General features: G+C 58.6%; 18 protein-coding genes. 17 read left to right on the plus strand and 1 reads right to left on the minus strand.

Annotated features, from left to right (window positions below; all coding sequences use genetic code 11):
* Window position 1 precedes the first annotated feature (1 nt).
* The 12 genes from RBB44_RS10135 to RBB44_RS10190 all read left to right on the plus strand — a co-directional run bounded on the left by RBB44_RS10135 (window position 2) and on the right by RBB44_RS10190 (window position 11,311).
* Window positions 2-2,362, plus strand: coding sequence for a hypothetical protein (locus RBB44_RS10135; RefSeq protein ID WP_306147245.1), 2,361 nt, complete (start codon window positions 2-4; stop codon window positions 2,360-2,362).
* A 9-nt stretch (window positions 2,363-2,371) separates the two neighbouring features.
* Window positions 2,372-2,554, plus strand: coding sequence for a hypothetical protein (locus tag RBB44_RS10140; RefSeq protein ID WP_306147246.1), 183 nt, complete (start codon window positions 2,372-2,374; stop codon window positions 2,552-2,554).
* Entirely contained in the window at window positions 2,529-3,482 is a 954-nt protein-coding gene (locus tag RBB44_RS10145; RefSeq protein ID WP_306147247.1) for a hypothetical protein, read from the plus strand. Before RBB44_RS10140 ends, RBB44_RS10145 begins: the two co-directional genes overlap by 26 nt.
* On the plus strand, window positions 3,482-4,483 hold the full coding sequence (locus RBB44_RS10150; RefSeq protein WP_306147248.1) for a hypothetical protein: 1,002 nt from the start codon (window positions 3,482-3,484) through the stop codon (window positions 4,481-4,483). The genes RBB44_RS10145 and RBB44_RS10150 overlap by 1 nt, the downstream gene beginning before the upstream one ends.
* A 62-nt stretch (window positions 4,484-4,545) precedes the next feature.
* Entirely contained in the window at window positions 4,546-4,803 is a 258-nt protein-coding gene (locus RBB44_RS10155) for a hypothetical protein (RefSeq protein WP_306147249.1), read from the plus strand.
* Window positions 4,804-4,846: 43 nt separating this feature from the next.
* Window positions 4,847-8,167 carry a hypothetical protein gene (locus RBB44_RS10160; protein WP_306147250.1) on the plus strand — a complete coding sequence of 1,107 codons (3,321 nt, stop codon included), beginning with the start codon at window positions 4,847-4,849 and terminating at the stop codon, window positions 8,165-8,167.
* Between the two features lies 1 nt (window position 8,168).
* A complete protein-coding gene (locus tag RBB44_RS10165) occupies window positions 8,169-8,567 on the plus strand; it encodes a hypothetical protein (RefSeq protein WP_306147251.1) in 399 nt (132 codons plus the stop codon).
* Between the two features lie 30 nt (window positions 8,568-8,597).
* Entirely contained in the window at window positions 8,598-8,969 is a 372-nt protein-coding gene (locus tag RBB44_RS10170) for a helix-turn-helix domain-containing protein (RefSeq protein WP_306147252.1), read from the plus strand.
* 63 nt (window positions 8,970-9,032) lie between these two features.
* A complete protein-coding gene (locus tag RBB44_RS10175; RefSeq protein ID WP_306147253.1) occupies window positions 9,033-10,268 on the plus strand; it encodes a phage tail protein in 1,236 nt (411 codons plus the stop codon).
* 47 nt (window positions 10,269-10,315) lie between these two features.
* Window positions 10,316-10,828 (plus strand): phage major tail tube protein, encoded by a 513-nt coding sequence (locus RBB44_RS10180; RefSeq protein WP_306147254.1) that lies wholly within the window; start codon window positions 10,316-10,318, stop codon window positions 10,826-10,828.
* 28 nt (window positions 10,829-10,856) lie between these two features.
* Window positions 10,857-11,174: a phage tail assembly protein gene (locus tag RBB44_RS10185; RefSeq protein ID WP_306147255.1), complete on the plus strand. Its 318-nt coding sequence runs from the start codon at window positions 10,857-10,859 to the stop codon at window positions 11,172-11,174.
* A gap of 8 nt (window positions 11,175-11,182) precedes the next feature.
* The gene (locus RBB44_RS10190; protein ID WP_306147256.1) at window positions 11,183-11,311 is read left to right on the plus strand and encodes a hypothetical protein; all 129 of its coding nucleotides are present in this window, start codon (window positions 11,183-11,185) and stop codon (window positions 11,309-11,311) included.
* A gap of 16 nt (window positions 11,312-11,327) precedes the next feature.
* Here the strand turns inward: RBB44_RS10190 and RBB44_RS10195 are convergent, their stop codons facing one another.
* The gene (locus tag RBB44_RS10195) at window positions 11,328-11,678 is read right to left on the minus strand and encodes a hypothetical protein (RefSeq protein ID WP_306147257.1); all 351 of its coding nucleotides are present in this window, start codon (window positions 11,676-11,678) and stop codon (window positions 11,328-11,330) included.
* A 55-nt stretch (window positions 11,679-11,733) separates the two neighbouring features.
* Between RBB44_RS10195 and RBB44_RS10200 the strand changes: the two genes are divergently transcribed.
* The 5 genes from RBB44_RS10200 to RBB44_RS10220 all read left to right on the plus strand — a co-directional run bounded on the left by RBB44_RS10200 (window position 11,734) and on the right by RBB44_RS10220 (window position 16,580).
* On the plus strand, window positions 11,734-14,082 hold the full coding sequence (locus tag RBB44_RS10200) for a phage tail tape measure protein (RefSeq protein WP_306147258.1): 2,349 nt from the start codon (window positions 11,734-11,736) through the stop codon (window positions 14,080-14,082).
* 17 nt (window positions 14,083-14,099) lie between these two features.
* Window positions 14,100-14,543 (plus strand): phage tail protein, encoded by a 444-nt coding sequence (locus tag RBB44_RS10205; RefSeq protein ID WP_306147259.1) that lies wholly within the window; start codon window positions 14,100-14,102, stop codon window positions 14,541-14,543.
* A complete protein-coding gene (locus RBB44_RS10210; protein WP_306147260.1) occupies window positions 14,543-14,764 on the plus strand; it encodes a phage tail protein in 222 nt (73 codons plus the stop codon). Before RBB44_RS10205 ends, RBB44_RS10210 begins: the two co-directional genes overlap by 1 nt.
* Window positions 14,764-15,780: a phage late control D family protein gene (locus RBB44_RS10215; protein WP_306147261.1), complete on the plus strand. Its 1,017-nt coding sequence runs from the start codon at window positions 14,764-14,766 to the stop codon at window positions 15,778-15,780. The genes RBB44_RS10210 and RBB44_RS10215 overlap by 1 nt, the downstream gene beginning before the upstream one ends.
* A gap of 83 nt (window positions 15,781-15,863) precedes the next feature.
* The gene (locus RBB44_RS10220; protein WP_306147262.1) at window positions 15,864-16,580 is read left to right on the plus strand and encodes a peptidoglycan-binding protein; all 717 of its coding nucleotides are present in this window, start codon (window positions 15,864-15,866) and stop codon (window positions 16,578-16,580) included.
* Window positions 16,581-16,588: the final 8 nt, after the last annotated feature.

Below are 16,588 nucleotides of genomic sequence, written 5' to 3' on the forward strand. Positions count from 1 at the left end.
CATGACAAAAATGATTGAGTTCACCAACGCCGAGGTCATCGAGGCGGGGGATCTGAAAGCTATTTCCGCGGCGGCCCGGGAAGGCGATGAAAACATCACAGGCGGCGCGATTGGATACCCCAACCACTGGGCCGAGTTTACGGTTGAGTTTCCATCCGCCTCGGTCGCCCGTGTCAATGAAGGCCGGCTGTTCAAAAACGGCGAGATCTTTGATCTGGACGCGCCTGAGAACCTGGATCTGATCACCTACCTGCCGGTTGTTGCAAACGACCAGAAATATATCGCGATACTGGTGCGCGGATCCGAGGATACCAAACCTTCGAACCGGTTTGTGGAAACGGATGTTGATACCGGCGCCACCGCACTGACTGCGGTTCCTAAGACCACGGTCCGCGAGTGTGATTTTGTCATCCAGCAGGGGCTTTCTTCACCCACGCCAATCAAGCCGTCTATTGCGGAAACGGATTGCTGCGTTGCCTTTGTGCTTCTGAGCACAGCTGGAATTGTAGCGATCGAGCCCTCCCAGGATCACCGAGTCAAGACCTTGTATGAGGTCGAGGGCCGGGTGACGGTTCTGGAGGCGCAGATGCTTACCGCGTTCGCCCGGACGCAGACTCTTCAAACCGATTTGGCAAACCTTCAAGCGCGGCTGTCAGATTATGCCCGCCAGGATGTCACACGCCAGCTCCAGATGGACATGGCCCGGGTGCGCAAGCTCTTGTCCCTTCCAGATGCAGCGCGAGCCTATCTCTACGACAGCGGCTTGATTGATGCGGTCTGGAGCAAGACACACGTCGATTGGGATGCGCGGGTGGACGAGGGGATCCGCTTTCCGCTGGCGGCCATTGAAGATGTGCAGCTATCGGTCACGAACCCTGCCCAGGACGGGATCAAGATCACCGATGGCGTGATGCTCCTGGACTGGAGCGAGACCACCATCATTGAGGTGGATGGCTCGGGCGGAACCAAGGACATCTCGCAGCAGGTTCACACTGTCCAAACACCGGTTGCCCGCACGGTTACACGGTCTTCGACCTCTTACGGTCCGACAGTCGCGATGTGCGGCAATACCGCTGACTATTCCGGGTTCGACTCGGCTGCGACCGGTCAGACCTTCCAGCGGGGCGGCGAGACTTTCGTCAATGTCGGGGCCATCAACGCGCAAACGCCGGGCGATACGCTCGATACCAGCGACTTCAACCGCACCCACGGCACAAACTACGACGCTTCGGACATCGTTCTTCACAACTCGATGCCGACCAACAGCACGACACACCGGGAAATCCGGGCAGCTCGGGCTGTGATCCACAACACCTGGACCGAAACCTATTGGGACACGGTTACAGAGACCTTCGGGATCAACGGTTCTGTTTATGCGCAGACGTTCCTTTTGACCCAGCCGATGATCCTGTCCTCAATAGAGGTGAAGTTTGATCGGGTCGGCAATGACGGTAACGTTCAAATGCTCCTGGTGGAGGTCTCTCCAACCGGCGAGCCGGTGTTTGACAATACCATCGCGCACACCACGGTCGAACACGCGGATCTGTCCACGGGCTGGGTCAAATTCCCATTTTCGCCCCGGTATCTGGACCCTGGCCGGCGGTATGCCTGGGTGACAGTCACAACGGGCAACCACTCCCTGCGCACTGTTACCGGATCTGAGTACACCCAAGGCTCGCTGTTCTGGTCTACCGATCAGGCATGGTTCCAAGGCTCTACCCAGGAAGACTTCTGCTTCAAGGTCAACTCGACCAACCACACCACGACCCGGGCCCAGGTTGTCTTTGACAGCTTGAACCTGGCGGGCGGCATGACCGAGATCCGGCTGCTTTATGAAAGCTGGGCTCCAGAAGGCACGGCCATGATGTGGGAGGTTCGAACCTCTGGGTCGGATCCGTGGCAGGTCATTCAGCCGGAAACCTCGGAGTATCAGAACCCGCTCTGGAATCTTCCGACAACGTGTCAGCTGCGCCTGACCATGATCGGGACGTATGGCCTGTCTCCGGCAATTGTTCTGAACGAGAACGCACGGGGGGAGGCGCGCCGACACAAGCCTTCCGGTGTGGCCATGACCAAGGTTCTGGAGTTCGGCATCACCACAACGTCCATTGACGTGGAAATCGCCTTGGACCGCTGGGATGACAATGAGCACACCTTCGTTCCCAAGATCGACATCGCCGGAACCGAGTACACGGCCAACGCTGTGACAATCGCCCAGGACGTGGACAAGCCGGATCGCCGGATTGTCACGGCGGACTTTACCGTCCCTTCGACCACGGAGGCCCGTGTTCGCATGGAAATGGCAACCACGGACATCGAGAAGGTGTTCTTCGTGGAAAACATGGCGGTCTACGCAAACTAAGGAAACCTCATGACACCGTTCGAGATCGAGGACGGGGCCAGCTACAACGTAACGCTGGCCGCCGTTGTTTTGCGTGGAAGCCGGAAACTGCTGCCGCGTGACAAGCACGTTTTGAAAGGCTCCGTGATCCGCGAGATCGTGGAGTCGCAGGGCTGGGAGGCGATCCATGACGCTACCAAGCGCGGAGACTAACTACCAAGCCCCCCTGGACATGGACATCAACCGGGAGACCTGGGACCACGTTATGGGGTCCATTGCTGCCCGGTTGATCGCTTTGGAGGGCACCGAGGCGGATTATGATGCCGCGGTCGCACAGCTCCAGTCTCAGGCTCTGTCGGTTATCACGGCAACGATCACGGATGAGATCACCGCACAGCGGGCGAACCTTGATGCGCTTGCTGCCGATTACGTGGCCTTCGAAGCCACCATGAACGATGTCTTGACCGGCAATCCCTTGACGGTTCTGACCGAGCGGGTGGATGCGGAGATCATTGCCCGCGCTGAGGCTTTCGAGGCGCTGAAACCGATCTCCTATGAAGACCTTTCGGCAAACACCACCCTGGAGGTTGGCGGGGCCTATCGTCTGCGGGCGGCCGGAATTGATCTGACCTTGCCCGCCGATCCGGCGGACGGGGATTCCATCTACATCGTGGGTGGAAACGTCGTTGACCCGACCAAGGTCAATATCCTCGGGAATGGCAAAAACATCGACGGCGCGGCCAGCATAGCGGTTGGGCCTTCAAATGCGGATGTTCTTCTCTGGTATGACGGATCGCAGTGGAAAGCCAAGTATTACGAGGACGCGCTTGGGGTCAATGTTGATGCGGCTGGCAACTCAGGAGCGGCTATCACCTTCAGCGCTGCGGGTGGTTACAACTACCACACTGTGACGCTCGATCAGGCTTCGACCTTCACACTGGATTCTGGCGGTCGGCCAAGTGTTCAGATGTATGTCGAGATCGAAAACGGGGGCGCGTTTGCGCTTTCCTGGGGCAGTACGATCAATTGGCATGGCGGTGTGGAGCCCACGCTGTTGGCGTCCGGCAAGAACCTCATTGGCTTTATCACCACGGACACTGGTGCAAGTTGGAAAGGCGTCCCGGTCTGGGATGAATCCTGATGGTCGCAATTCTTCCAGCCCGAACGCCATTGATCCTGCCGCCGGCAGTTTCGGTGTCGAGCGTCTTTTCAACGGACATCTGGGCCGGGAACAACGGCAACGGCCGCACGATTTCGACCGGCACGAACCTCAGTCAGGGTCTGGCCTGGGTGAGAAACCGTGAGCTTGAGATCAACAACATTCTGGCCGATCCGCGGCGCGGCATGGGATACTACCTTTATTCCGATTTTGAAGCCGCGCAGATCTTCCAGGGGGCAAGCGCTCGATCCGTCACGAGCATGTACAACGGCGCTTATGCGGTCGGAAATACGCTTGGCGCAAACCGCAGCGGCTACAACTATGTTGGCTGGTCGTTTGCGGAAAGCCAGCGTTTCCTAAAGACGCTGACCTGGACCGGAAATGACGTTGACGGCAGGGTTCTGACTCACGATCTGGGTGTTCCTCCAGGGATGATGTGGGTCAAGGCCTACAATGTTGCTGAGAGCTGGCAATGCTATCATCGCAGCAGTGATCAAGGGACTGGCAAGTTTGCCGAGTCCTTCAGCGTGGATATCGGAACGCCCGGAGATTTCCAGGCTTTCTATCGGGACAAGGATCTGAACGCGACCACGTTCAAGGTCTCCAATCACCCCGGCGTCAATCAGTCTGGCCGGAACTACATCGCCTATGTGTGGGCGCATGATCCGTATCCGGATGGGATCATTCAGTGCGGGATGTATACCGGCAATGGCAGTCCGAGCGGCCCGGACATCCATCTGAGCTGGGAGTCGCAATACATCTTCATCCAGCGGCTTGATGCCAGTGGATATTCCTATGTGTTCGACTCTGTTCGCGGCTGGAACAGCACCACGGATGCCCGGCTATCTCCTGAGGGCATTCTGGTTGAGGACACGGGCGATTTCATCACCTCGGTTCCAACCGGGTTTTCCCTCGATACCAACGACAACTCGCTGAATGCTCTGAATGGCAAGTACGGTTACATGACCATCAAAGCCGCTTGAGCCTCAGCATCTTGACCTTTCCACAACCGCCTTTTGGGGCGGTTTTTTTGTGAGCGATCGACATGACAGAGATGATTGATTTTCAAGTTGCGAACAACTCCTGGCAGCTGGTCGCTGACGGTTCGGAAAACGTGACCGTGACCACTGAGGCGATGGATCGGTTTTCGGTCCATGTCGCGCAGTCCCAGCCATCTTCGCCAACCCCCAGAATCGTGGGCGGACACAATCAGCCGGTTTCCTTTTCCGGGCTGAGCCCTTCCGACAAGGTCTACGTCCAGGCCCTTCGCGATCCACTCAAAGTAACGGTTACGAGAGGTTGAGATGCTTCAGCCACCTCGCAAGAACACGGGAGCTAGGTTTGGCATGACCCTTCCTTTGGCATTGCACCTCCCACAAGGGTATCAGGGCATTCCTGCGCGGCTACAGGCCAAGCGCATGACCCGTTTGCCTGTCACAGACACCACGGCTCTGTTCCGCAACCCTGATGGCTCTGGTGGCCATCCGGAGCCGGGCGACACGTTTGCCATGGCGCTCAATCCGAAGTCGTTTCGCGGGCGCATTGCGGAACGGTATATCTCCGGTTTGGCCGATATGTGGGTTCACGCCGATGTTGAGCCTTGGACTTCTGGAACATCGACGCCGACCAGTGAGATCTTGGGTGAAAACCGGTATCGCATCTACACGCCGGATGGAACAAACACAAACGTTGGGATTACTGGCAAACTCGATATCGGGACTTGGTACGCCGTCACTTTCACGATTGAGGAAGGGGCTGTATTCGGGGGCGGCATACAAATAGGTGATAGCGGCCCGATCTTTAATACGGTCGGCACTCACCTTGCGATTTACTATGCCGATGAAACCACCATCAAATTCAAGCGTCGTGGCGGCACAACGGACATTGTCGTTCGAGATGTTCGGCTGAGCGTTCTCCCCGACGCGCCGTGGGTCGCTCCCAGCACCGAAGCCGCGCTGACCCTTCAGCAACATCCGGCGGGTGGTGCGCGGAACAAACTGACGTACACTGAGCAATTGGATAACGCGGCGTGGTTATATACGCGTACGTCCACCGTCATAGATGCCACAACTGCGCCAGACGGCACATTGTCTGCCGATAAGCTTGTGGAGAGCACTGAAACCGGCGCGCACTACAATCGTCAAGTTATAGCTGTCACAAACGGAACACAGTACACTTTTTCTGGCTTTGTGAAGGCAGCAGAACGCACGGTCGTTCAGATTATATCGACATCGTCTCCAGGCGCTGTTTTGAATGTCGATCTGACTACAGGAGCCATCGCGACTAGCGTTGATAACGATGTTGATGACTACAGTGTCGAAGACGTTGGTGACGGCTGGTTTCGGATTTCGTTGACTTACACAGCAGCTGCAACTGACTTTCAAAGTTTCTGCTTTGGACTAAGTGACGGCAGCCCGTCAGCAACAGGTTTTGACAGTTACACCGGCGACGGGACATCTGGTCTCTATGTCTGGGGCGCGCAGCTTGAACTTGGTTCCACAGCCACTCCCTACCAGAAAGTCATCAACCAATTCTGGGTCGAGGAAGATGGGGTTCCAGCAGTTCTGACCGCTGTCTCCGATGGCGCAGATGACACCATGGGCCTGGATGTGGATGGAACCGGCGAGGCGAACTCCACCGCCTACATGATGGTCCGGACCACGGCTCCTGCCGGCATTTTGCTGCGCAAAGGCGCGTGGCGTGGAATTTGGGATACCGGTTCGTCTGTTCCGTTAGAGGCAGCGCATGGCGACCCAAGTATCTGGGTTAATGGCATCGCCTTTGGCCCATCCCATACGCGCGGGGATGTCGCAAACACTCTTGCGGATGGCGAGTGGAAGCTCGTCAAACTCCCGATCCTCAATTGGATGAATGCGGCCGGAACGATCTCCATCAACGGGTGGTCTGGCTTCGAATGGCTCGGCGAAACCATTGGCCCGATCATCGTTCCAGACAGTGAAATCACGCCAGCTCTGGAGCAGGCCATTGAAGATGAGCTGCGGTACGCTGCCGGTCAAAACCCGGCTTACGTCGAGCCGTGGGATGTCGAGGGCCTGATGCTCTATCCGGATGTCTCTCATGAGAGTGCGGTGTTGAGCGGTCTTGATGGGTCCGGTGGTCCGGCTGAGCATGGGGCCACCTACGGTTTGATCGTGGATCGGGCGGATCTGAAGAACCAGACGTTTGATGAGTATGTTGCGGGACTTCCGGAGCTTACCACCAACGGAGCGTTTGAAGATGGTCTGACGGGTTGGGAAGACCACTCAACCGGTCCTGGTGAGACTTTTTACGATACTACGAGAGGCGCGGTGGCCATTCACTCGGAACCGAGTGCCACTGGGCGCTTACGGCAGTACCTAAATCAAGGAGCAGGAAAAACCTTTCTTATCACCGTGGCATCCCATCCTGACAGTGAAGACATTGTGGATGTCTTTTTTGAAAACAACAATCTAGGTGACGCCCTTCCGGGCGGCTCATTCAGTGCAATTGTTACCGCAGAGTTTAACAGCACAGAAGTCGGGATAAGAAACTTCAGAGCAGACACGACATCTTATGTCACGTCAGTTTCAGTAAAGGAAATCCCCGCGACGATCTGGACTGCGCCGTCCACGGAAGGCTCTCCGACACTGGCTCGGGAAGTGCCGGGTGTCCGGCGGAATCTGCTGACGTATACCGAAGACCTCACAAATGCGGTTTGGGATCTTCGTGACGCTAATCTGTCTCTTGTTGATGCAGGTGCCGGCATTTGGTCACTGACTGAAGACACATCGAACAACGACCATACACTGCGCCAGTATTATAGCTTCGAAGCTGGCAAGACCTACACGCACTCGATCGAAGCGAAGGACAATGGCTGCGGCTCTTTTTCCTTTGTTTATTCTTCCGATGCGCTTTCTGGAAATGCGTTCCAGTTGTTTGATCTTACCACTGGGCAGGTATCGGCTCTTGACTCGGATCTCGACAGTCAACGTGTCACGGCTTTGGGAGATGGTTGGTATCGGTTTGAGGTCACATTCACTGCGGCTCTAACCGACAATTCCATCGTGGATATTCGGACAAAAAACGGCCAAGCCTACTTGGGCGATGGAACGTCGGGTATTTTTCTCCGGAAACCGCAACTCGAACTCGGCGCTTTTGCCACTTCCTACCAGAAAGTCACCAACCAGTTCGACATCACCGAGGAAGGCAAGCGCCCGCTTGTTTATTCGGTGTTGGATGGAACGGATGACGGGCTGCTGGCCGACTTCAAGGGTGGTGCGGGTCCGGTCAACGGCAGCATGTTGTTTGCGGTAAGAACAACGGATCTGAGGTTTATACTCGCATCACTTGAAACGAGTGGGGGCAGTTGGTTTGGTCCGGCGGACGATGGCCGAACGGAAATCGAGCTGTCGTCTAATGCAGGTCTATCCATCAAATACAAAATTAACGGAATAGACGCTGCGCCAACCACGCGCGACGACTTGCATACGCTCCTGGCAACAGGGGAGTGCGTGATCGTTGAGGTGATGCATTTGAACCTCTCCGGATGGTCAAAGTTGAGACTGTCCAGCTATGCCGGGTGGGAGTTGAACGGCTCGCTCATCGGTCCGCTTGTCTATGACCGCGTTCTGGCCGGCATGGACCGCGTCAACGTCTACCGCCACCTTCGAAACCTCATTGGAGAGTAACATGGGACGATCACTCGTCGTCGTGATTGACGACCCGTCGTGGACACCGTTTGGCGAAATGGCAAAGCCGCTGGGTCACTTGCTGGGGGAGGGGCGCAAAGCCTCTCCCAATGGCGAGGAGCCAGCAACCCATCTCTACCTGCACACCAATGCGCCGGAAACCACGGTGGCCATCATGATGGGCTGGGCCGATCCTGAACCCACCGAAGATTACACGGTCGCGGAGATCAAAGCCGCGATTGCTCAGGTCGCGGTCAGTCTGGAGGGCGTTGCCCGCGAGGACTGGGATTCCTTTGATGATGAAAACCCCCGTCCGGCTCCACTTTGGGGTGCAGCCCATGTGGATGTGGTCCTGGCGCGGCTTGAACTTCAAAAGGTTGCCGGGCCGGAGCTGATCTGACCTGGCGGCAGTGAAAAGGCGGTGTTTCCCATGGAAGACTTCGCTGAGAAAAACAAGCAGCTCACTGATGAGGTTGCGGAGCTGCAAGAGGAGAACCGGCAGCTCAAGGATATGCTGTACGGGGATTCCACCATCCCCTGGGACTGGGGCTTGAGCCCATCCCAAGCGGCAATCCTGCGCTGCCTGATTGCCCGTCCGGAAGTTCATTACGAAACGATCGAGGCGGCGATCTACTTCAAGCGGGAGCCTCCTGAGAACGTGATGAGCGTCCTTAGGGCGCAGATGCGCTACCTGCGGCTGAAGCTGAAGCCTTTTGGGGTCGAGATCCACAACAAGTCCGGCTTTGGCTACTACCTCGATCCGGCAACCCGAAAGCGGTTGCGACGCGACCTTAAACCCTGACCTTCACCGACCCGCCCGCGTGGCGGTTTTTTTGTGGCCGCTTGCGGCAGAATGGAGCACACCATGACAGTACCTGTCTTTGGCCAAAGTTACACGCGGCCGGAAACTGAAATCACGCCGGTCCTTGGCGATGATTTTTCTCAAGCGCTTCTGATCGAAACCTCGGCAGATGCCTCCAACACCGAAATCCCGGTCGATACGGCCGTGCGCGCTTCGACCTCCGACAAGGATTTCATGGCGGCGCTTGGCACAGGTCTTTTGAAAGACCAGGCGCAGGGCATCCATGATCAGCTCAGCGGTCTCAACGCCGGAGCCGATGTCACCGTGTTCCGTGTGACCGAGGGTGCGGATACGGCGGCAACAGCGGCCGCGATCGCAAGTGTCGTCAACAGCATCACCGACATTCCGTCCGCCGTGAACAAAACCCCGCGGATTGTTCTCGCCGGCCGCACGGCCTGGCGTCCGGACATGGACACCGTCAACCCGGTGATCGCCGCACTGGAAGCCAACCTCGGAAAGATCCTTGCCGTTGCCCCGGTGGATGTGGATGACACGTCCGCGGCCAACGCGATCGATGCCCGCGAAACCATGACCTCCGAGCGCGTGATGCCGATCGGTGTTGCCGCGCGCATCTGGGATGGGGCGTCTGTTGTCGTTCGTCCGATGGCTCCGCGTATTGCGGGCCTGATGGCGCGGATCGACAACCAGGTCGGCGGCGGCAAGCCGTTTCACCCGTTCGCCAACCGGCCGATCTACGGCCTTGCAGGCCTGTCCCGCAAGATCCCGTTTTCCACGCTGGATGGGTCAACGGAAGGTCAGCAGCTGCTGGCGGCCAATGTCTCGATCGTCACCGAGGGCGAAACCGGTGTGGATGGCGCGATCGCCGATGGCGGGTACCGCTTTATCGGGACCGACAACGCGCAAACGGGCGAGCTTTGGGAGCAGATCCACCAGGTGCGCGGCACGGACTACATCATCACAGAGTTCATCCAGATCACCAACCAGTTCCTGGGCCGCAAGATCACCAAGTCGAGCGTTGAAAACTGGATCAACTCCATCGCCTTTGCGCTGCGGGATCACAAGGCGGCCGAGGACATCCTCGGATATACGCCTAAAGATCAGATGTTCACCGGCGACAGCAACTCGCCGGAGCAGATCCGTCTGGGTTCACTGCATCTCGATATCGGCATCGAGCCGGCGCCCGTCTTCAAGCTGGCGAAGCACGAAATTCGCCGGTACCGCCCGGCTGTTGAAGGCCTGGTCAACGACATCATCGAGCGGCTGTCGGCGGCGGCGTAATGCCGCTGCTGAGCCTTTAGCTTTCCTCCCAAAATCAGGACAGAACGATGCAACCTCTTTACATGCTGCAGGGTGTTGACCTGCGCCGCTCTAATGCCGAATCCGGATCACGGGCAACGACCATCGCCAAGTTCACCATTCCGGCGATTGAATTCATCACGGCAAGCCACAATCCGGGCGGTGGTGTCATTGGTGTGGATCATGTGGCGCCGCGCATCAAGTCGCTGGAGCCGGCGGTCATGGTCAACGGCATTGATGTCGAGCTTGTCGGCAAGCTCGGCGTCAAGGAAGCCTGGGTTTTTGCCGCGGCTTACCGCGACAAGACCAACGGCCAGGACATTGCCTGGCGCGGCACGATCGAAGGCGTGTTGACGCAGTGGGAGCCGGACGAAAGCGATCCGGAAGAGTTCCAGGGTTGCAACCATGTCTTCAAGGAAGTCACGCACTTCGACATTTCCTTTAATGGCAAAGAGCTTTGGTACATTGATGCCGATGAGCTGGAAATCCGGCGCGATGGCATCTCCCTGACCGAAGGCTATCGCGGCGCGCTTGGCGTCTGATCGGACTTGAACAAAAGGATCAAGAACAATGGCTAAGCCAAAGTCAAAAGACGTGAAACTGGAGTTCCCGGTCGAGCATGACGGCCGGGAGATTTCCGTTCTGAACATCCGCCGCATGCGCGCCGGGGATTCCCTGATCGCGGAAGGGGTTGAAAGTCAAGCAGAGGCCGGGTTTGCCCTGCTTGCGGAGCTGGCCGGTGAGCCGATCGAGGTGATCAAGGCGCTCGATCTTGATGATTTTGCGGCGGCATCGGAGGCGATGGTGTCGCAGATGGGAAAGCAATCCAGGGCCTTGATGAAGGCCATGAAACAGAGCGACGAAACAGCGTCGCCTGGCGCGATCTGATCTTGCAGGTGGCCCGGACAACCGGGTCACCTGTCAAGGATGTCGAGAGCTGGGAGATCGACGACTTTCTTGCCTATGCGAAAAGCGCAGCGCGGGTCATCTCTCAGGAAAACAAGGCGCGGTCAAAGTCCGGTTAGTCTGACGGTCTCCTGATCAGTTGCCCTTCGCGCTCAGGCCGACTTCTGGCAGCGTCTGTCGAACGGTCCTGCAATAGTCTCCGTCCGGTAGGTTGCGTTGACCCATTGAGTAGAGGCGACCGATCGCGCCGTTGCTTAGGACGGCGGCGACCGTGGTCACGTCTTCTTCAGCGACATCCTTAAATACGGATCTGTATTGCTCTGGTGTAATGCTTATGCCGCAATTCTCAGCACCTGAGAGAAAAAAGGCGACCGATCCAAAATAGGTTTGGCGCTCCAGGCGTTCAACGCGGGCTTCCAGGTCTTCGGTTGCGAAGGCTGGCGCTGTAACCATCAAGGCGCAAAGCGCCATCAAAATCCGTTTCATCAAAAAATCCTTTGCGTGTGCTGAACGGCGCAATGCAATCACAAGGGGATCAGTCTTGGCAACCCTTGCCTCTCAACTTGTCGTTTCCCTGCTCGACCGGGTGACCCGGCCTGCGCGGGTCGTCAATCAAAGCCTCACCAAAATGCGGCTTCAGGTTGATGCCAATGCGCGGGCAATGGACGCCATGCGCGGCCGGATGCTGGATGCCGCCGGCATGGGTTATGTCCTGGTCAAGGCGATCTCGGCGCCGGTCAATGCCGCGCGGGAATTTGAAGCTGTGATGGCGGACATCAACAAGGTTGTCGATTTTGCAGCGCCGGACGGCCTGGCCAAGATGAGTGCAGACATTCTGGCGCTTAGCCGGGAGATCCCGGTTGCGGCAACCGGCATCGGCGAGATCGTGGCTGCGGCCGGCCAGGCCGGCATGCAAGGCGATGAGCTTTTGGCCTTTGCCGAAATGGCGGCTAAAGTTGGCGTTGCCTTTGACATCTCGGCCGACCAGGTCGGTGAGAGCCTTGCCAAGATCAAGACCGCGCTCGGGCTTTCCGTCGATCAGACATCGGAGCTGGCCGATGTGATCAACCATCTCTCCAACACCTCAGCAAGTGCTGCGCCGGATCTTCTGGATTTCATGCGCCGGGTTGGCTCGGCTGGGGTTCAAATGGGATTTTCGGCCCGGGAAGTGGCGGGAATCGGATCGGCCATGGTTGCTGCCGGGGCGCAGGCCGATGTTGCGGCGACAAGTTTTAGAAACATGGCCAAGGCGCTTGCGCGCGGCGATTCCGCTACCAAGCGGCAGCGGCAGGCATATAAGGTTCTGGGCCTGTCGGCAACGGATGTAGCCAAGCGCTTACAGCAGGATGCGGTTGGCACGATGAATGACGTGATCGGCCGGATCCGCGAGTTGCCAAAGGAAGTCCAGGCAGCAACCATTTCCGATCTCTTCGGCGACGAAGCCCGGGCGATCATGCCGCTCATTGAAAACGCCAAACTGCTTGAGCAGGCGCTGTCGTCGGTCGCGGACGAGACCAACTATCTCGGGTCGGCAAATCAGGAATTTCAGGTCCGCGCGGAGACTTTTGATGCGCGGCTTCAGTCGTTCAAGAACCGGATGAATGAGCTGGCGATCGTGATTGGCAATGCCTTGTTGCCAGCCCTGACCCGGGCGATGGATACAATTATGCCGATGATCTCGGCGGTGGCGGACCTTGCCGCGCAATACCCGCAAGTGACGACAGCCGTGGTCGGCCTGCTTGGCTCGCTGGTTGCGCTGAAAACTGCGGTGATTGCCAGCCGGTTTGCGTTTTTGTTCCTGAAAGGCGGCGCGCTCAGTGCAGCGCTTGGCGTCAGCCAGGCGGCCGGTTTGATTGTTGCGGCGACCAAGCGCCTCCGGCTTGCTGTGCTCGGCGCAAGTATGCTGGGGGCGGTTGGCGGCGGCGGATTGTTCACCATGCTGGCCGCGTCTGCTGGGGCGGCTGTGGCCGGGGTGAAGGCGGCGGCGGCCGGCATCGGCGCGGCCTTGCTGGGCATTACCTGGCCGATCGCTTTGGTGATTGCAGCGGTCGCCGGGCTCAGCCTTGCGGTTTACCGCTATTGGGAGCCGATTTCGGGCTTTGTCGCCGGGTTTGCCGAGGCGATCTCGGAAGGCCTGTCGGCAGCGCTCAGTGCGGTGACGGGGTTTTCTGCAGAACTCGCGGCGGCAGTTGGTACCTGGGCAGCAGATCGCATCGTGGATGTGGGTGCCTTGCTCGGCATTGATGAGACGATGATCCGGGCGGAGCTTGACCGTCTTGTCTCTGCGGTTTCGGGAACGCTGGCGGCAATCGCAGCGACCGTTCTGGCGGTTCCCTCAACTGTGGCGGGATGGATTTCTGACATCTTCTCGATGAAAGACTATTCCACGGAGGCCGAGGCGGGGTTCCGTGAGGCTGGACGCAAGGCTGGCAAAGCGCTGATCGATGCGATCATTGAGGCGTTCGGTCAGCTCTGGGCATACCTTAAAACGCTTCCGGACAAGATCCTGGCCGCGATCGGAAAGATTGATCTGTCGGGGATCTTCACTGGATTGAATCCGTTCAGCAGCGGCAGCGGATCGGCCGCATCCGCAATCGATGGGGCGCGCGCGGCCGGCGGGCCGATCGCGGGCGGGCGCACGTATCTCACCGGGGAATATGGTCCGGAGCTGATCACGCCAACAAAAAGCGGCTATGTGCACGATGCCAAGAGCACACGGGCCATGCTGTCCGGCGGCGCGTTGCAGCAACCGGCGTCTGTGACGGTCTCCATCGGAGACATCGTCGTGCAAGGCGCAGTTAATGCCCGGGAAATTGCCGAGCAGATCGGCGATGAAATCCGCTCCGAGCTGGCTGGCCTTCAGGCTGATCGCAGCTGGTCGGTCGCGTAAATCAAAGGCGGTCTGAGATGCTTTACATGGTGGGCGCGGTGCAGATCGACACCGCGCCGTTTTCAATTGACGGGGTGGACCGGAGCCATCAGGCGGACATTGCCGAAAAACCCTTGTTGCGCGGCCTGAAAGGTGCGGAATTCATGGGCGAGGGCGATGATGTCCTGACCCTGCGCGGCCAGATCCTGCCAACCAAGATCGGCGGCACGGCCGAGCTGGAGGCGATGCGCGATCATATGGTCAAGGGCGCGGCGTTGCCGGTCATGCGGGGCGATGGCACCAAGCTTGGCAGTTTCATGATCACCGGGATCCGAGAGCGGCATCGCGAAATCCTGCGCGATGGTATTCCGTTTGTTCTGCGCCACACCATAACCTTGAAAAAGGTGCCGGAGGACCGGGCAACAGGCCAGCAAACGGTCCCGGCGCTGCTCCGCTTGTTTGATCTTCTGGAGGGGGTGTGATGCCGGAGACGATCCGAATTGTCGGCGACAACATCACGCTCGATCTGTTGCTGTGGCGGCGTCATGGCGTGCGCGGTCAGGATCTTGTTGAAGAAGCGGTGACGCTCAATCCGAAACAGACCAATCCGTTTCTCGTGCCAGGCAGTGACGTGGTCATCCCGGATCTGCCAGCCGGGGCAGCAACACGCCGCAAGGTCGTGACGCTGTTTGGGGAGCGCTGATGGCCTGGAGTGTGGACTGGGCTGTCGAGGTGGATGGGGTTTCCGCCACCGATGACATGGCCGATTACCTGATGTCGATCACCGTCTCTGACAAGGCGGGATCGGCCAGCGACAGCTGCCGTCTGGTGTTTGATGATACGGATGGGCAGATCCGCCTGCCGCAGCCGGGCAGCGCCCTGAAAGTGCTGTTGAACCGGGTTCCGGTGTTTGACGGGATCACCGACAGCGTGAAGGCCTCGGGCAATCGCGGCAGCGGGCGCAGCCTGTCGGTCTCGGCCAAGGGGTTTGACACACGCGGAAAGGCGAAAGAGCCGCAGCAGCTGCACCAGGATGACGGCACGGTCGGTGATTTTCTGACCAAGCTGGCTCGAAAAGCCGGGTTCACCCCGACAATCGATCCGGACTTGGGCAACATCTTCCGCGATTATCTGGTCGCTGATGGTGAAAGCTTTCTCCATATGGGGGAAAAGCTGGCGCGCGAACTCGGCGGCACCTTCAAGCTGCGCGGGACAGAGGCGGTCCTGACCAAAATGGGCGCAGATTATGGCCTGCCTTTGGTGCGGGGCCTTTTTCAGGCGGGCGGCGGCAATGTCATATCCTATGACATCGAACCGATTTCCACGCGCGAGATCTTCAAGAAAACGGCGGTGGATTATTTTGACCGGTCGTCCGGCTCGGTGAGGCGCGAAGAGGCGGAGGCCCCGGCCACCACGGAAGTCGAGACCGTCAACCTGGTGCGCACGCCTGCGCGCGACAAGGCGCACGCCAAAGAGATCGCCGAGGCGCGCGGCCGCGAGGTTGAGCGCGAAGGTGGCACAGGGCGTGTGACACTGGACCTGGATCCGACCGCGCAGGCCGAGGGGCTTTTTAGTTTGAGTGGTGCGCGTGACGGGGTGGACGGCACTTACCGGATCGACGGGGTCACGCATCAGGCCAACCGGAGCGGTGGCAGCACCACCGATCTCGGGCTGAAGCAGCCGCAGGACGGCGCCGGGCAAGACGAGCGCACTGCCTGACAGAATACACATCTTTCGAAGACATCAGACCCGCCTTTCCGGCGGGTTTTTTTATGGTTTTGACAAGCCGACAGGAGGCTGAAATGACCTTTGAAACCTGGCTACAGATGCGGTTGACCGCCCATGGGTTCGCCTGTGGGGAGATCGACGGAATCATTGGCGTGAAAACGCTGCATGCTCTGCGCGCTTTTCAGGGCGCCCGGGGGCTGCCGGTGAGCGGCGCGGCGGATGAAGCAACCGTCACAGCGCTCAAGACATCATCCTCCCGTGTGTCGTTCGAAGAAAAGGGATTTATTCCGGATCGCGACAGGCAAGAGCGCGATGACGGCCGGAAAGGCAGCTGGCCGCAGCAACGTGATGTTGCTGCATTCTATGGGGCTGTTGGCACCCGTCAGACCCAGGTCGATGTACCTTGGGATATGCGCCTTGCCTGGGACAAGGACGTGACCGTGCGGCGGATCACCATTCATGAAGAGGTCGCATCGTCCGCATCCCGGGTTTTCGAGAAGGTTCGCGGGATTTACTCCGATCGGGAGATCAAGGCGCTCGGCCTCGATCTCTTCGGCGGATCCTTGAACGTGCGCCGGATGCGCGGCGGCTCGCGCTATTCCATGCATTCCTGGGGCATTGCGATCGACTTTGATCCGGAGCGCAATCAGCTCTCCTGGAAGCGCCCTCGCGCTCGCCTGTCAGAAGATGATGCCATCCCGTTCTGGCGTGCCTTTGAGGCGGAAGGCTGGGTGTCTCTCGGTCGGGTGCGCAACTTCGACTGGATGCATGTCCAGGCCGCACGGCTGTAAGGAGATTA

It is taken from the genome of Roseibium sp. MMSF_3247 (genome assembly GCF_030733765.1).
Classification (GTDB): domain Bacteria; phylum Pseudomonadota; class Alphaproteobacteria; order Rhizobiales; family Stappiaceae; genus Roseibium.

What these genes read in the sequence shown, in the direction of transcription:
- RBB44_RS10135 (WP_306147245.1), top strand. Translation starts at nt 2, where the DNA reads ATGACAAAAATGATTGAGTTCACCAACGCCGAGGTCATCGAGGCGGGG.
- RBB44_RS10140 (WP_306147246.1), top strand. Translation starts at nt 2,372, where the DNA reads ATGACACCGTTCGAGATCGAGGACGGGGCCAGCTACAACGTAACGCTG.
- RBB44_RS10145 (WP_306147247.1), top strand. Translation starts at nt 2,529, where the DNA reads ATGACGCTACCAAGCGCGGAGACTAACTACCAAGCCCCCCTGGACATG.
- RBB44_RS10150 (WP_306147248.1), top strand. Translation starts at nt 3,482, where the DNA reads ATGGTCGCAATTCTTCCAGCCCGAACGCCATTGATCCTGCCGCCGGCA.
- RBB44_RS10155 (WP_306147249.1), top strand. Translation starts at nt 4,546, where the DNA reads ATGACAGAGATGATTGATTTTCAAGTTGCGAACAACTCCTGGCAGCTG.
- RBB44_RS10160 (WP_306147250.1), top strand. Translation starts at nt 4,847, where the DNA reads ATGACCCTTCCTTTGGCATTGCACCTCCCACAAGGGTATCAGGGCATT.
- RBB44_RS10165 (WP_306147251.1), top strand. Translation starts at nt 8,169, where the DNA reads ATGGGACGATCACTCGTCGTCGTGATTGACGACCCGTCGTGGACACCG.
- RBB44_RS10170 (WP_306147252.1), top strand. Translation starts at nt 8,598, where the DNA reads ATGGAAGACTTCGCTGAGAAAAACAAGCAGCTCACTGATGAGGTTGCG.
- RBB44_RS10175 (WP_306147253.1), top strand. Translation starts at nt 9,033, where the DNA reads ATGACAGTACCTGTCTTTGGCCAAAGTTACACGCGGCCGGAAACTGAA.
- RBB44_RS10180 (WP_306147254.1), top strand. Translation starts at nt 10,316, where the DNA reads ATGCAACCTCTTTACATGCTGCAGGGTGTTGACCTGCGCCGCTCTAAT.
- RBB44_RS10185 (WP_306147255.1), top strand. Translation starts at nt 10,857, where the DNA reads ATGGCTAAGCCAAAGTCAAAAGACGTGAAACTGGAGTTCCCGGTCGAG.
- RBB44_RS10195 (WP_306147257.1), bottom strand. Translation starts at nt 11,678, where the DNA reads ATGAAACGGATTTTGATGGCGCTTTGCGCCTTGATGGTTACAGCGCCA.
- RBB44_RS10205 (WP_306147259.1), top strand. Translation starts at nt 14,100, where the DNA reads ATGCTTTACATGGTGGGCGCGGTGCAGATCGACACCGCGCCGTTTTCA.
- RBB44_RS10210 (WP_306147260.1), top strand. Translation starts at nt 14,543, where the DNA reads ATGCCGGAGACGATCCGAATTGTCGGCGACAACATCACGCTCGATCTG.
- RBB44_RS10215 (WP_306147261.1), top strand. Translation starts at nt 14,764, where the DNA reads ATGGCCTGGAGTGTGGACTGGGCTGTCGAGGTGGATGGGGTTTCCGCC.
- RBB44_RS10220 (WP_306147262.1), top strand. Translation starts at nt 15,864, where the DNA reads ATGACCTTTGAAACCTGGCTACAGATGCGGTTGACCGCCCATGGGTTC.